We start from the raw sequence: 14,129 nt of genomic DNA, 5'->3' as shown, positions 1-14,129 counted from the left end.
TCAGCCCAGGTTGTCCTGAATCACGCTCAACACTTTGCGGGCCACATCGGCCGGCGCAACGGTGTTGATGTTTTTCTCGACGGTCACCTGAACGTTCTCGCCGACCTTGCTCAGGCGAACCTGATAACGCTCGGCACGGGCTTCAACTTCTTCCTTGGTCGGCGCGCTGCCGAACAGGCTGCTGAAGAAACCTGGCTTCTCGTCTTTCTTCTCGGCCTTTTCGGACAAGTTGATGTAGTAGAGACCCAGGCTGCGGTTGATGTCTTCAACGCGCCATTCGCCCTGTTCCAGCGCACGACCGACGCTCGACCAGGCACGATCCAGATCCGTACCGACGTTCAGTACCGGGTTGCCGCTGCCGTCTTCGCTCAGGCTGACACGGCTTGGGGTGTCGAAATCACGCGAAGCCAGCATCGACACCGAACCACCCTTCTCGGAGGTCCGGCTCATGCTCGCGAGCATGTCGTCAACCAGCGCAGCGTCCAGGCCAGTGTTGACCGAACGGTTGGTGAAATCGACATTGGCGGTGCTGCCGGCAGGACGCTCGGCGCTGACCACGTAGACTTCACTGGTGTTGCGCTGCACGCCAGGCTCGATGCGCACCCGCACGCGGGTTTCGCTGTCGGTGCTGACGCCGGCGGCGCTCAGGCGCTTGGCCATGGCGGCGGACAGTTCATCGGAATGCTGCCAGGTGGTGGTGAATTCGCCGGTTTGCGGGCGCTGTTCATCCAGACGGAAACCGTTGTCCTGGAAGTACTGCACCGCCACTGGCCAGACTTCGGCCGGTGGGTGCTGGGCCATGACCCAACGCGAATCACCGCTCTTCTGCAGCGAGTAGTCGCTGGCATCGGCAACGGTCGACAGCGGTTGAGGACGCGGAACGACGTATTCACCCTTGGCGGTGTCGTCGGCCACGTTGCGCGGGATCGGCAGCAGCGGATCCAGGCGCTTGGAAATGCTGACGTCTGGTGGCAGTTGCATCGGTGCAGTCTGTTGCGCTTCCAGGTAATCGCTACCACGGTCACGGAAATAACCTTCCGGGCCCCAGATCCATCCGCAGCCACTGGTGCTGGAGATAATCAAGGCAAGTGCGGAAAGTCCGGCCATTCGCTTCATGCGTTGTACTTCCTCAATTAAACCAGGACGTTGCACTGGCGCAGGGCCGAGCGCAGCGTTTCATGACAAGGAGCGCTCAGCCAGGTCAGCGGCAGGCGAATGCCTTCGTGCATCAGGCCCATTTCGACCAAAGCCCACTTCACCGGAATCGGGTTGGCTTCGATGAACAGGTCCTTGTGCAGCGGCATCAGTTTTTCATTGATGGCCCGTGCGGTCTCGGCATCGCCCTTGAGCGCGGCCTCGCACAGGTCGGCCATTTCGCGCGGGGCGACGTTGGCGGTGACGGAGATGTTGCCCTTGCCGCCCAGCAGGATCAGCTCGACTGCGGTCGGATCATCGCCGGACAGCACGATGAAGTCCTTGCTCACGCCGTCGATGATCGCCTTGGCGCGTTTCAGGTCGCCGGTCGCTTCCTTGATGCCGATGATGTTCGGCACGGTGGACAGGCGGATCACGGTCTCGGCCTGCATGTCGCAGGAGGTGCGGCCAGGAACGTTGTAGAGAATCTGTGGGATGTCGACCGCTTCGGCGATGTGCTTGAAGTGCTGGTACAGGCCTTCCTGGGTCGGCTTGTTGTAATACGGGACTACGAGCAGGCAGGCATCGGCGCCGGCTTCTTTGGCGTTGCGGGTCAGCTCGACCGCTTCGCGGGTCGAGTTGGCGCCGGTACCGGCGATCACCGGAATGCGACCGGCAACCTGTTTGACCACGGCTTTGATGACGGCGATGTGTTCTTCTACATCAAGAGTTGCCGACTCGCCGGTGGTGCCGACCGCGACAATGGCATGGGTGCCGTTCTTGAGATGGAAGTCCACGAGTTTGCTGAGGCTGTCCCAGTCAAGACGCCCTTGTGCATCCATGGGTGTGACCAGTGCCACCATACTGCCCGCAATCATGAAACCGCTCCTGCCGGAAAAAGAGAGCGGTAATGGTACTGGCGCCAAGATGCTTGCACAAGCGAAGTACTGTGCCGCCATTCCCCTTGGCGCCGCTTTTCGCTACCCTTCAGACTTTGATCGGTACTGATCAGCTTGTACGCCGGGTTCCAGTCTCCCGTTTCGGCCTCCCGGGCTCCGTTTCAGTGTCGTTGCCGTACGCTTGCTTGTTCATGGAGCCGTAGCGCCACACGAATCGGGCCTTCCGGACAGTCATTGCCCCGGCAATCAACGCCCTCTCCCTACCGACCGCTCATCGCTTTAGGAATGCTGCATGTCCACCCCCACAGTTCGCGAACAATTCCTTGTCATCAGTGCCCTCGGCGCCAATCCCATGGAGCTGACCAACGTCCTGTGCCGCGCCAGCCATGAAAACCGCTGCGCAGTCGTCACCTCGCGCCTGACCCGCCACGGCGAGTGCAGTGCGCTGGTGCTCGAAGTCTCCGGCAGCTGGGACGCCCTGGCTCGCCTTGAAGGCAGCCTGCCGGTGCTGGCCAAGCGTCATGCGTTCACCGTCAACGTGGTACGCAGCGCCGCCCTGGAAAATCGTCCGCAGGCCCTGCCGTATGTGGCTTACGTGTCTTCGGCGTACCGCCCGGACATCATCAACGAGCTGTGCCAGTTCTTCATGGATCACAACGTCGAGCTGGAAAACCTGACTTGCGATACCTATCAGGCACCACAGACCGGCGGCACCATGCTCAACGCCACGTTCACCGTGACCCTGCCCGCCGGCACCCAGATCAGCTGGCTGCGCGACCAGTTTCTGGATTTCGCCGACGCCATGAACCTGGATGCACTGATCGAACCGTGGCGCCCACAGAACCCAATGTAAGGAAACTTTCATGGCCGTTGTCATTGACCAACCGGTTACGGATTTCGAAGCACCTGCCACCAGCGGGCAGACCGTCAGCCTGTCAGCCCTCAAGGGCAAGCAAGTGGTGATCTACTTCTATCCGAAGGACAGCACCCCGGGCTGCACCACCGAAGGCCAGGGCTTTCGCGATCAATACGCAGCGTTCAAGGCTGCCAACACGGAAATCTTCGGGATTTCCCGCGACAGCCTGAAATCCCACGAGAACTTCAAGTGCAAGCAGGAGTTTCCGTTCGAGCTGATCAGCGACAAGGACGAAGCCGTCTGCCAGCTGTTCGACGTGATCAAGTTGAAAAAGCTCTACGGCAAGGAATACCTGGGCGTTGATCGCAGCACCTTCCTGATCGACAAGAACGGCGTACTGCGTCAGGAATGGCGCGGCGTGAAAGTGCCAGGACATGTCGATGCAGTGCTGGCTGCTGCTCAGGCGCTGAACAAGGCCTGATGCTGTTGGCGCCCTTGCGGGCGCCCCTTCATTTTCAAAGCAGCGGCGCCACCGCCGGCTCCTTGCGCGGCCAAGCATCCAGCACAGCCTTGAACAGGGTCGCAAGCGGAATCGCGAAGAACACGCCCCAAAATCCCCAAAGCCCACCAAACAACAGCACCGCGCAGATGATCGCCACCGGATGCAGGTTGACCGCTTCGGAGAACAGCAACGGCACCAGCACGTTGCCATCCAGCGTCTGAATGATGCCGTAGACCGCCATCAGATAGATGAACTGATCGCTCCAGCCCCACTGGAACAGCGCAATCAGCAGAACCGGCACGGTCACCACCACCGCTCCGACATACGGCACCACCACCGACACGCCGACCAACAGGGCCAGCAACGCTGCGTAGTTGAGCCCCAGCGCGACAAAGGCAATGTATGTCACGCCACCACAGATCACGATCTCGATGACCTTGCCGCGAATGTAGTTGGCGATCTGCCGGTTCATTTCTTCGGCGACCCGGGTGATCAGCGCTCGCTCACGCGGCAAATAGCCGCGCACCCACTCGCCGATCATTGCCCGATCCTTGAGGAAGAAGAACACCAGAATCGGCACCAGCACCAGGTAGATCATGATGTTCACCAGCAGCGGCAAGCTCGACAACGAAAACGTCAGCGCCCACTGGCCGAACTTGCCGATTTCACCCCGCGCCGCTTCGATCGCTTGTAGCACCTGCTCGTCGGACACCAGATGCGGATAACGCTCCGGCAGTAACAGCAGCAGCGATTGCCACTTGGCGAGCATCCCCGGCAGTTCGTTGAACAGGGTGATCAACTGATGCCAGAGCAGCGGCAGCACCACGACGATAAACACCATCAGCACGCCCATGAACAGCGCAAACACCAGACCGACCGCCGCGCCGCCGGGTACGCGCAGGCGTTCGAGCGTGACCACCAGCCCCTGCATCAGGTACGCCAGCACCATCCCGGCCAGCACCGGCGCGAGCATTCCGCCCAGCGTCAGTACAGCGGTGAAGGCGAGAAACAGCAAAACCGCCAGTACCACCGCTTCTTCATCGGAGAAGTAGCGCTGAATCCAGTCGCGCAACACTTTGAACATCAATTTTCCTTAGGTCATTTACGCGGTCGGTTTCAGGCTTTTTTCAGCCAGTAACGGTAGACACCCGCCTCGTCTTCTTCACGCAGCAGCGTATGACCGGCCAACTTGGCGAAGGTGCGAAAGTCGCGCTGCGAACCGGCATCCGTTGCAATCACCTTGAGTACCGCTCCAGTGGGCAGCTTGTTCAGCTCCATTTTGGCCTTGAGCAACGGCAACGGACAATTCAGGCCACTGGCGTCCAGTTCACAGTCATGGGCTACAGCGTCGGTCATGCATCACTCCGGATCAGGTGGTCAGGCTGCCTAGAATATCTGGTCGCAAGCTCGGTGTCCGGCTACAGTAAGGTCTTTGTCGACTAAGGCTTTGTGCATGACTTTTTTGCGCCCTACCCTGCTGACGCTCGCTTGCCTGCTCGCCTCACCGGGCTTCGCCGACGACCTGCCGTCACTCGGTGACGCCAGCTCTGCCATCGTCTCGCCACAACAGGAATATCAATTGGGTCGCGCCTGGCTGGCATTACTGCGCAGCCAGGTTTCGCAGCTCAACGATCCACAACTCAAGGATTACGTCGAGTCCAGCGTTTATAAACTGGTGGAAACCAGCCAGGTCAATGACCGACGCCTGGAATTCATCCTGATCAACAGCCCGCAGCTCAACGCTTTCGCGGCGCCGGGCGGAATTGTCGGGGTCAACGGCGGCCTGTTCCTCAATGCCCAGACCGAAGGCGAATATGCCTCGGTACTGGCTCACGAACTGGCGCACTTGTCCCAGCGTCACTTCGCACGCGGCGTCGAAGCCTCGCAGCGGATGCAGGTGCCGATGATGGCGGCGCTGCTGGCCGGTATCGTGATCGCCGCGGCCGGCGCCGGTGATGCTGGCATCGCGACGATTGCCGGCACCCAGGCGGCGGCAATCCAGGAACAACGGCGCTTCTCGCGTCAGAACGAGCAGGAAGCCGACCGCATCGGCATCCTTAATCTGGAAAAGGCCGGATACGATCCGCGCTCGATGCCGACCATGTTCGAGCGTTTGATGCGCCAGTATCGTTTCGACGCCAAGCCACCGGAATTCCTGCTGACTCACCCAGTCACCGAGTCGCGGATCGCCGACACCCGCAACCGTGCCGAACAGGCTAAACCCGGGGGCATCGAAGACAGCATGCGCTATCAACTGATCCGTGCGCGGGTGCAGTTGACCTACGAAGAAACGCCGGGCCTTGGTGCCAAGCGCTTCCGCGCCCAACTCGATGAGAACCCGAAAAACGACGTGGCTCGCTACGGCTTGGCGATCGCCCAGATCAAGGGCGGCCAGTTGAACGAAGCACGGGCGAATCTCACGCAACTGCTGGCCAAATCACCGAACGAGATCATCTACAACCTGGCGCAGATCGATCTGGACATCACCAACAACAAACTGGCCGATGCACAGACTCGGGTTGACCGGATGCTCAGTCAGTATCCTGGCAATTACCCGCTGAATCAGGTTCGCGTCGATCTGCTGCTGAAACAGAACCGCACCGCCGATGCGGAGAAGGCGCTGGAAGGTTTGTTGAAATCACGTCCGGACGATCCGGACGTCTGGTATCAAGTTGCAGAAACTCGCGGGCTGTCCGGCAACATCATCGGCCTGCATCAGGCGCGTGCAGAGTACTTCGCGCTGGTCGGCGATTATCGCCAGGCGATTCAGCAACTGGACTTCGCCAAACGCAAGGCCGGCAGCAACTTCCCGCTGTCCTCACGTATTGATGCACGCCAGCGCGAGCTGATGGAGCAGGAGCGCATGGTCAAGGACATGATGGGTTAAGCCCGCGCCGAGACAAATTCCGGACAAAAAAACCGCCTCTTTCGAGGCGGTTTCTTTTTACTTCTTGGACAACTGGATCATTCAGCCAGTTTGAAGGTGATGAAGCTGGCACGGCCCTGACGCAGTACGCGCATCGACACCGAACGGTTCTTTGGCAGCGCCTTCGCAATCTCGGCAAACTCCTTGGAAGAACCAATGGCCTGGTTGTTCAGATGGGTGATGATGTCGCCCGGCTGTAGACCGATCAGAGCTGCAGGACCGTCCTGCACTTCCTTGATCACCACACCGCCCTTCAGGTCGTAGGTTTTCTTCTGCTCGGCGCTCAGCTCTGCCACCGAAACACCCAGACGATTGCTATTGGTCTCGGCACCGGATTTCGGCAGGGCATCCAGCTCCTTGTCTTCGTCCGGGATGGCGCCGACCGTCAGCTCGACATTCTTGCGCTTGCCGTCACGAATCACTTCGAGGTTGGCCTTGGCACCCGCCTTCAATGCCCCCACCAGATGTGGCAGGTCAGCGGACATGACGATCGGTTGGCCGTTCATGCTCAGGATCACGTCACCCACTTGCAGGCCGCCCTTGGCAGCCGGGCCGTCATCCTGAATCTGAGCAACCAGCGCACCGGCCGGTTTGTCCAGACCGAACGACTCGGCCAGATCCTTGTTCACTTCCTGGATGACGACACCCAGCCAACCACGGCTGACCTTGCCGCCGCTTTTCAGCTGGTTGGAAACGTCCATCGCCACGTCGATCGGAATGGCGAACGACACACCCATGAAGCCACCGGAACGGGTGTAGATCTGCGAGTTGATCCCGACCACTTCACCGTTCAGGTTGAACAGCGGGCCACCGGAGTTGCCCGGGTTGATCGGCACGTCGGTCTGGATGAACGGCACGTAGTTTTCATTCGGCAGGCTGCGGCCGACGGCACTGACGATGCCTTGGGTCACGGTGTGGTCAAAGCCGAATGGAGAGCCGATTGCCACGACCCACTGACCGGCTTTCAGATCCTGGGATTTGCCAAGCTTGAGCACTGGCAGATCCTTGCCTTCGATTTTCAACAGCGCCACGTCGGAGCGTGGATCGGTGCCGATCAGCTTGGCTTTCATCTCACTGCGATCAGCCAGACGGACAAGGATTTCATCGGCATCGGCGATCACGTGGTTGTTGGTCAGAATGTAGCCATCCGGCGAAATGATGAAACCCGAACCCAACGACTGCGCTTCACGCTGACGATCACCACGCGGAGAACGCTGTTGCGGCGGCATGCCGCGCTCGAAGAACTCGCGCAACATCGGCGGCAAGCCTTCCAGATCAGGCATCTGCTGGCTCACTTTGCGATCCGGCAGTTTTTGCGTGGTACTGATGTTCACCACGGCAGGCGAGGCCTGTTCGACCAGTTGAGTGAAATCAGGCAGGTTGACCGGACTGGCTGCTTCGGCCGCCTGGACTGCAGGAACAGCCTGACCGAGCACCAGCACAGTGGCGAAAATGGAGAGATAAGATTTCAAGCTTGGTATCGACATACAGCTCCCGTTACGACGAGCAGGGTTAAGCGATATGGAGCAAGGAACACCGGAAACCACAGGCCGGCATTTTTGTTCCGGGAACAACAAACAAGGCCAGAGCCGAGAGGCTCTGACCTATAAAAAATTTTCGGGTGTTTTGCAAATGAAAAAGCTCAGCAAACATTTCACGTCTCGAAGACGAAGTGGAGATAGCTGGAATCAGCTCACTGCTTGCTGGTTGCAGCGCCATCATTGCGCATCGACAGGGCAATTCGTTCGGCTGTCCCGATAGGGATCTCGCCAACCACCGTGACCATCATTTCGCCTTGAGGCGTTGTCAAACGGCGGGATACGGCAACGGTCGGGCCCAGTTGAGTCCGGGTATCGGTAACGGTTGCGCCGTTCAGCGGCTCCAGGAAGACAGAGAAACGGGCGAGACCATCGTCGTACATCAGGCTGTTGACCTGGGTCTTGGTTTCCGGATCCTTGTGCGAGGAGCTGCTGGTGAGCTCGAAGCCAGGAGGCAGCCAGTCGGAACGCCAGACCTGGGCGGTCTTGACTGCAGACGCCTTGTCGCTGTCTAGAGTAACCGTCTTGCAATCGGAATCGGCTTGCAGATCTTTATCGGACGGGACATCAGACGTGTCCAGCCGCGTGAACTGGAATCTTTCGAGTAACTGTCCCTTGTCGTTCAACAGCAGCGACTTGAGCGGCAGACCCGTTTCCTTGTCCAGATGCAGTTCGAATCCATAACGGTGCTGATCCCGCGGCGTCAGCGATACGATCACCGCTTCCCGCCCGGCTACGCGCGACTTGCCGATGACGGCAAGGTCATACCAGTTCTTAAGCTTTTGAGGATCCAGAGGACGAGCGGCAGTATTGGGAGAGTCTCCCAGACCCGCAATCAGGGTGCCGCTGACGCATTGAGTATGTCCATCAATGCGCACGACTTCCTGAGCCGAACCGTCGAGCTGAAGCAAACGCTCGCGGACCTGGCCATTCTGGACCCGATGCCAGATGTTATGGGTAGAGAAACTACCGTTACGCTCGTAAACGAATGTGCCGTGAAAGCTTTGCTGCTGCTCGGCCCGGCCCAGGCGGGTCAACCAGTCCTGAGCCTCGTCGGCGTGGGCTGGAACAATGAACCAGCCGCTGAGCAGAAGCGAAAGTAGAGGTATGGCGCGCATGATCCCCCTTAACGGTTTTCCAGGCTTGCTGCGCGTGCATAGGGCAGCGCGCTTTCGGTACCTTTCAAGGCAGCCTGTTGAGCGTGTTGACGCAGGTAACCTGGCAGACGCTGATCATGCCAGCCTGGCTGACCTTGCAATACGCCATTGGCCATTGGGCCTGTGGCTTCCGAACTCTCATTGTAGCCCGCCAATACCGCCGGGCCTTTGACCTGAGGAGTGGCCAACACTGGCTGATTGGATTGCTGGGCGAGTTCCACGCCGGCGATTTCGTCCTGGTTGTACAGGCGAACACCCGCCAGAACGGCAACGGTCACCGAAGCGGCTACGGCCAGACGACCGAGGCTGCGCCATGGACCGCGGGACACTTTGGCAGGGGTCGCTTCGTCTTCCAGTGCAGCAGAAACAGCCGCAGCGAGATCCAGACGTGGAAGCAACAGATCCTTGTGCATGGCTGCCCGAGCGATCTGGTAACGAGCCCAGGTTTCACGGGTTTCAACATCGTCCAGCGCATTGAGCACTCGACGCAATTCCAGTTCGTCCGCTTCGTTATCCATCACTGCGGACAGCGATTCCTGCAGGGCTTCACGACTCATGGCGTTCCTCTCTTGGCTGTCGCCGCTGTCTTTAGTTTTCCTGCAACAACGGCTGCAGGGCTTTATCGATGGCCTCCCGGGCGCGGAAAATCCGGGAGCGCACGGTACCAACCGGACATTGCATGACGCTCGCGATGTCCTCGTAACTCAGACCATCGAATTCACGCAAAGTTAACGCCGTGCGCAAATCCTCTGGCAGTTGCTGAATGGTTCGATGGACGGTGCCCTCGATCTCATCCCGCAGCAATGCACGTTCAGGCGACTCGAGATCCTTCAGGCCGTGATCGCCGTCATAGAACTCTGCATCTTCGGAACTTACATCACTATCCGGCGGCCGACGGCCGCGTGAAACCAGATAGTTCTTCGCCGTGTTAATGGCGATGCGGTACAGCCACGTATAAAACGCACTGTCGCCGCGGAAATTTCCAAGCGCTCGATATGCCTTGATAAAGGCTTCTTGTGCGACGTCCTGGGCTTCATGGGTGTCGTGCACAAAACGCACGATCAACCCGAGAATTTTGTGCTGATACTTCAGCACCAGCAGATCGAAAGCTCGCTTGTCGCCACGCTGAACGCGCTCGACCAGCTGCTGATCCTCTTCCTGGGTTAGCATGAACACTCCTCGATAAACTCGGAGGAGGCTTGCATGACCAATCGACCGGACTTGCAAACATAGACTCGGGCTTTTCGCAAAAGTTCTCCCCCTCCAAGCAAGTTTCCTGCGAGCTCTGATTTGGCACGCACGAAAAACGCAGCGCGGGATGAACCGGCTGCGCGAATAATCTTGTCATCGGCTCGCCGGCAAGAACCCAACCGCAGGTTCCGCATTGAAGCCGACACTGTCCCTTGTTTCGGGCAACTGTCTATTGATCTTGGGCCTCTGGCAAAAGTTCCAAATATTTATAGACGCGTCGCACCGACCTTGTGCAACCGTGAGCGGAAAAAGCCTGTTTCATCGTCGATACAGTCGCTTTTCCCCAAAACCGCTGAAAAAACTGACGACAAAGCGTCGGGATTTTCCTTCACGGTAGTTTCACAATGCCATATCGGCCCGGCTATTGTGCCGCCCAACCCCTCTATATACTAGTGGGCTGTGTGGCTGCCTCGACTCGCCCATCCGCCAGTCCTGCGCCAACCCCGACCCGGGTCGCTTTGAGCGGAATCCTGAAATGAGCCAACAGTTTCAACACGATGTTCTGGTGATTGGCAGCGGTGCTGCCGGTTTGAGTCTCGCGCTGACCCTGCCCGGTCACTTGCGCATCGCCGTATTGAGCAAAGGCGACCTCGCCAACGGCTCGACCTATTGGGCACAAGGTGGCGTCGCGGCCGTGCTGGACGACACCGACACCGTCGAGTCCCATGTCGATGACACTCTGAATGCCGGCGGCGGCCTGTGCCATGAAGACGCGGTGCGTTTCACCGTCGAGCACAGTAAGGAAGCAATCCAGTGGCTGATCGACCAGGGCGTGCCGTTCACGCGCGACGAACAGTCCGGTACGGAAGACGGCGGTTTCGAATTCCACCTGACCCGCGAGGGCGGCCACAGCCATCGCCGGATCATCCACGCAGCTGACGCCACTGGCGCTGCGATTTTCACGACCCTGCTGGCCCAGGCCAAAGAACGCCCGAACATCGAATTGCTCGAACAGCGGGTAGCGGTCGACCTGATCACCGAGCGTCGGTTGGGGCTGGAAGGCGAACGTTGCCTGGGCGCCTACGTGCTCAATCGCAAAACCGGAGAAGTCGATACCTTCGGAGCACGCTTTGTGATCCTGGCGTCCGGCGGCGCCGCGAAAGTCTATCTATATACAAGCAACCCCGACGGCGCCTGCGGTGACGGCATCGCCATGGCCTGGCGTTCGGGCTGCCGCGTGGCAAACCTGGAGTTCAACCAGTTCCACCCCACTTGCCTCTACCACCCGCAAGCCAAGAGCTTTCTGGTAACCGAAGCCCTGCGTGGCGAAGGCGCCCATTTGAAGCTGCCGAACGGCGAACGCTTCATGCAACGTTTTGACCCACGTGCAGAACTGGCACCACGGGACATCGTCGCCCGCGCCATCGACCATGAAATGAAGCGCCTGGGTGTCGATTGCGTCTACCTCGACATCAGCCACAAGCCCGAAGCCTTCATCAAATCGCACTTCCCGACTGTCTACGAGCGCTGCCTCGGCTTCGGCATCGACATCACCAAGCAACCGATTCCGGTCGTACCGGCGGCGCACTACACCTGCGGCGGCGTGATGGTCGATCAACAGGGCCGCACCGATGTGCCCGGCCTGTACGCCATTGGCGAAACCAGCTTCACCGGCCTGCACGGCGCCAACCGCATGGCCAGCAACTCGCTGCTCGAATGTTTCGTCTACGCCCGCTCAGCTGCAGCGGACATTCTCGAGCAACTGCCCGACGTCGCGATCCCGCGCGCCCTGCCCGCCTGGGACGCCAGCCAGGTGACCGACTCCGATGAAGACGTGATCATCGCCCACAACTGGGACGAATTGCGGCGGTTCATGTGGGACTACGTCGGCATCGTGCGCACCAACAAGCGCCTGCAACGGGCACAGCATCGCGTGCGTCTGCTGCTGGACGAAATCGACGAGTTCTACAGTAACTACAAGGTCAGCCGTGACCTGATCGAGCTGCGCAACCTGGCGCAAGTGGCAGAACTGATGATCCGCTCGGCCATGGAACGCAAGGAGAGCCGGGGCCTCCATTACACCCTCGACTACCCGGACCTGCTGCCTGAAGCGCTCGACACTATTCTGGTGCCGCCCACCTACGCCGGCTGAACTTGAGGCGTACCCGCAGGCGTCGGTGCAAATCCGACGCCTGCGCATCCCGCGGCACGCAGATCGACCTGACGCGCCGCTCACCACGCAATCGAAAACGCAACACCACGATCAGCGGCAGCGCCAGGCTGTCCGGGCGCAATTGCACCGCTTGCCAGCCATCGGCCTTGTTCCACAGCTGCCAGCCATCCGCGTCCCGACGCAATCCGCAAAATGCCTTGGGATGACTCAACAGAATCTGCCGTGGCAACACCCAGACAGCATGGGCGAGACATGCGAATGCCCCCAGCAGAGAACCCCATAAAGGAATCGACAACAGAAACAGAGAACCCAGCGCGAATGCCTGGGCCAGCAGATACGCCGCCAGCAACTGCCGTGAGGCGTGCCAGCGGCATTCGAACGTGTTACTTGGGCTGGACACGATCCAGAATCATGCGAACCATGCGTTGCAGCTCGGGATCTTCCGATTCGCTGCGCTCCATGAACCAGCCGAACATGTCCTGATCCTCGCACTCGAGCAGGCGGACATACAACGCGCGATCCACCTCATTCAGATTGGCGTAGACCTCTTTCACGAACGGCACCAGCAACACGTCGAGTTCCAGCATGCCGCGACGGCTGTGCCAAAAGAGGCGATTCAGTTCAACTTGTTCGACCATGGAGCCCTCCTCAAATAGGCCGCAAGTATACAGGCCCGAAGCGGGCCGAACAGTCGGCTTTGGTCGGGCACCACCGATCCTTTATCAACTACCCATTTCAACAGCACCCCCTTATGATGTGCCCCAGTCTATTTACCCTGCGATGACCCATGGCCGATTCTGCTTTTTTCTGCACCCTCTCTCATGAAGGCGTTCTCGCGGTTCGCGGCGCGGATGCCGGCAAATTCCTGCAAGGCCAACTGACCTGCAACATCAATTATCTGAGCGAAACCCAGGCCAGCCTCGGTGCACGCTGCACGCAGAAAGGCCGCATGCAGTCGAGTTTCCGCATCGTGCTGGAAGGCGACGGCGTGCTGCTGGCGATGGCCGGCGAGCTGCTGGAGCCGCAACTGGCGGATCTGAAAAAGTACGCCGTGTTCTCCAAATCGAAACTGACCGACGAAAGCGCCTCCTGGGTGCGCTTCGGCCTCGATCATGGCGATGCGGCCCTGAGCAGTCTGGGTCTGGAACTGCCGGCAGAAACCGACAGCGTGGCCCGCCACGAAGGTCTGATCGCGATTCGCGTCTCCCCGAACCGTGCCGAACTCTGGGTGCCCGCCGATCAGGCCGACACCGTCAAAGGCAAATTGACCGCGCACTTGAGCGAAGCCGAACTCAATCAATGGCTGCTGGGCCAGATCCGCGCCGGTATCGGTCAGGTCATGCCGAGCACCCGCGAGCTGTTCATCCCGCAGATGCTCAATCTGCAGGCCGTCGGCGGCGTGAGTTTCAAGAAAGGCTGCTACACCGGTCAGGAAATCGTCGCGCGCATGCAGTACCTGGGCAAACTCAAGCGTCGCCTGTACCGCGTGCAACTGGACGCCAGCGAATTGCCGGAGCCGGGCACCCCGCTGTTCGCCCCGAGCCACGGCAGCTCCATCGGCGAAGTGGTACTGGCTGCCCGTGCCGAAAAGAATATTGAACTGCTGGCGGTGTTGCAGGCCGAAGCTGCCGACGCAGGCGATTTGCATCTGGGCGCAGCCGAAGGCCCGGCGCTGCACTTGCTCGACCTGCCTTACGAACTGGATCGCGACCGCGAAATCCAGCGTTGATCGCAGCATTTGTTGCAACACCCT

General features: G+C 59.6%; 15 protein-coding genes. 5 read left to right on the top strand and 10 right to left on the bottom strand.

Features of this window, described 5'->3' with window-relative positions; all coding sequences use genetic code 11:
* Nucleotides 1-1,116 carry an outer membrane protein assembly factor BamC gene (bamC, locus tag I5961_RS06950; protein WP_227234735.1) on the bottom strand — a complete coding sequence of 372 codons (1,116 nt, stop codon included), beginning with the start codon at nucleotides 1,114-1,116 and terminating at the stop codon, nucleotides 1-3.
* Nucleotides 1,117-1,133: 17 nt separating this feature from the next.
* Entirely contained in the window at nucleotides 1,134-2,012 is an 879-nt protein-coding gene (gene dapA / locus I5961_RS06945) for a 4-hydroxy-tetrahydrodipicolinate synthase (RefSeq protein ID WP_085683177.1), read from the bottom strand.
* 313 nt (nucleotides 2,013-2,325) lie between these two features.
* On the opposite strand from dapA, the gene I5961_RS06940 reads away from it, so the two are divergent.
* Nucleotides 2,326-2,886, top strand: a complete 561-nt coding sequence (locus tag I5961_RS06940) for a glycine cleavage system protein R (RefSeq protein ID WP_007958014.1) — start codon at nucleotides 2,326-2,328, stop codon at nucleotides 2,884-2,886.
* A 10-nt stretch (nucleotides 2,887-2,896) separates the two neighbouring features.
* Nucleotides 2,897-3,370, top strand: coding sequence for a peroxiredoxin (locus I5961_RS06935; protein WP_064594118.1), 474 nt, complete (start codon nucleotides 2,897-2,899; stop codon nucleotides 3,368-3,370).
* Between the two features lie 34 nt (nucleotides 3,371-3,404).
* On the opposite strand, the gene I5961_RS06930 is transcribed toward I5961_RS06935, so the two are convergent.
* Both I5961_RS06930 and I5961_RS06925 read right to left on the bottom strand, forming a co-directional pair.
* Nucleotides 3,405-4,475, bottom strand: a complete 1,071-nt coding sequence (locus I5961_RS06930; RefSeq protein ID WP_085700599.1) for an AI-2E family transporter — start codon at nucleotides 4,473-4,475, stop codon at nucleotides 3,405-3,407.
* A 32-nt stretch (nucleotides 4,476-4,507) separates the two neighbouring features.
* Nucleotides 4,508-4,747, bottom strand: coding sequence for a sulfurtransferase TusA family protein (locus I5961_RS06925; RefSeq protein WP_227234734.1), 240 nt, complete (start codon nucleotides 4,745-4,747; stop codon nucleotides 4,508-4,510).
* A 97-nt stretch (nucleotides 4,748-4,844) separates the two neighbouring features.
* Here I5961_RS06925 and I5961_RS06920 point away from each other — a divergent pair, with 97 nt between their 5' ends.
* The gene (locus I5961_RS06920; RefSeq protein ID WP_085700597.1) at nucleotides 4,845-6,278 is read left to right on the top strand and encodes a M48 family metalloprotease; all 1,434 of its coding nucleotides are present in this window, start codon (nucleotides 4,845-4,847) and stop codon (nucleotides 6,276-6,278) included.
* A gap of 77 nt (nucleotides 6,279-6,355) precedes the next feature.
* On the opposite strand, the gene I5961_RS06915 is transcribed toward I5961_RS06920, so the two are convergent.
* The 4 genes from I5961_RS06915 to rpoE all read right to left on the bottom strand — a co-directional run bounded on the left by I5961_RS06915 (nucleotide 6,356) and on the right by rpoE (nucleotide 10,182).
* Nucleotides 6,356-7,804: a DegQ family serine endoprotease gene (locus I5961_RS06915; protein WP_085700596.1), complete on the bottom strand. Its 1,449-nt coding sequence runs from the start codon at nucleotides 7,802-7,804 to the stop codon at nucleotides 6,356-6,358.
* Between the two features lie 206 nt (nucleotides 7,805-8,010).
* The gene (locus tag I5961_RS06910) at nucleotides 8,011-8,973 is read right to left on the bottom strand and encodes a MucB/RseB C-terminal domain-containing protein (RefSeq protein ID WP_085700594.1); all 963 of its coding nucleotides are present in this window, start codon (nucleotides 8,971-8,973) and stop codon (nucleotides 8,011-8,013) included.
* 8 nt (nucleotides 8,974-8,981) lie between these two features.
* Nucleotides 8,982-9,569 carry a sigma-E factor negative regulatory protein gene (locus I5961_RS06905; RefSeq protein WP_011332903.1) on the bottom strand — a complete coding sequence of 196 codons (588 nt, stop codon included), beginning with the start codon at nucleotides 9,567-9,569 and terminating at the stop codon, nucleotides 8,982-8,984.
* Nucleotides 9,570-9,600: 31 nt separating this feature from the next.
* Nucleotides 9,601-10,182, bottom strand: a complete 582-nt coding sequence (gene rpoE, locus I5961_RS06900; RefSeq protein ID WP_003172477.1) for an RNA polymerase sigma factor RpoE — start codon at nucleotides 10,180-10,182, stop codon at nucleotides 9,601-9,603.
* A gap of 556 nt (nucleotides 10,183-10,738) precedes the next feature.
* Between rpoE and nadB the strand changes: the two genes are divergently transcribed.
* A complete protein-coding gene (gene nadB / locus I5961_RS06895) occupies nucleotides 10,739-12,355 on the top strand; it encodes an L-aspartate oxidase (RefSeq protein ID WP_227234733.1) in 1,617 nt (538 codons plus the stop codon).
* Here the strand turns inward: nadB and I5961_RS06890 are convergent.
* Together I5961_RS06890 and I5961_RS06885 are read right to left on the bottom strand one after the other, a co-directional pair.
* On the bottom strand, nucleotides 12,324-12,776 hold the full coding sequence (locus I5961_RS06890; RefSeq protein ID WP_227234732.1) for a protein YgfX: 453 nt from the start codon (nucleotides 12,774-12,776) through the stop codon (nucleotides 12,324-12,326). The two genes, nadB and I5961_RS06890, sit on opposite strands and share 32 nt — an antisense overlap.
* A complete protein-coding gene (locus I5961_RS06885) occupies nucleotides 12,760-13,014 on the bottom strand; it encodes a succinate dehydrogenase assembly factor 2 (RefSeq protein WP_007957989.1) in 255 nt (84 codons plus the stop codon). Before I5961_RS06885 ends, I5961_RS06890 begins: the two co-directional genes overlap by 17 nt.
* Nucleotides 13,015-13,163: 149 nt before the next feature.
* Between I5961_RS06885 and I5961_RS06880 the strand changes: the two genes are divergently transcribed.
* On the top strand, nucleotides 13,164-14,105 hold the full coding sequence (locus tag I5961_RS06880) for a YgfZ/GcvT domain-containing protein (protein ID WP_227234730.1): 942 nt from the start codon (nucleotides 13,164-13,166) through the stop codon (nucleotides 14,103-14,105).
* Nucleotides 14,106-14,129 lie beyond the last annotated feature (24 nt).

Source organism: Pseudomonas sp. IAC-BECa141, assembly GCF_020544405.1.
GTDB lineage: Bacteria > Pseudomonadota > Gammaproteobacteria > Pseudomonadales > Pseudomonadaceae > Aquipseudomonas.
This window is presented reverse-complemented; position numbering and strand designations above follow the sequence as displayed.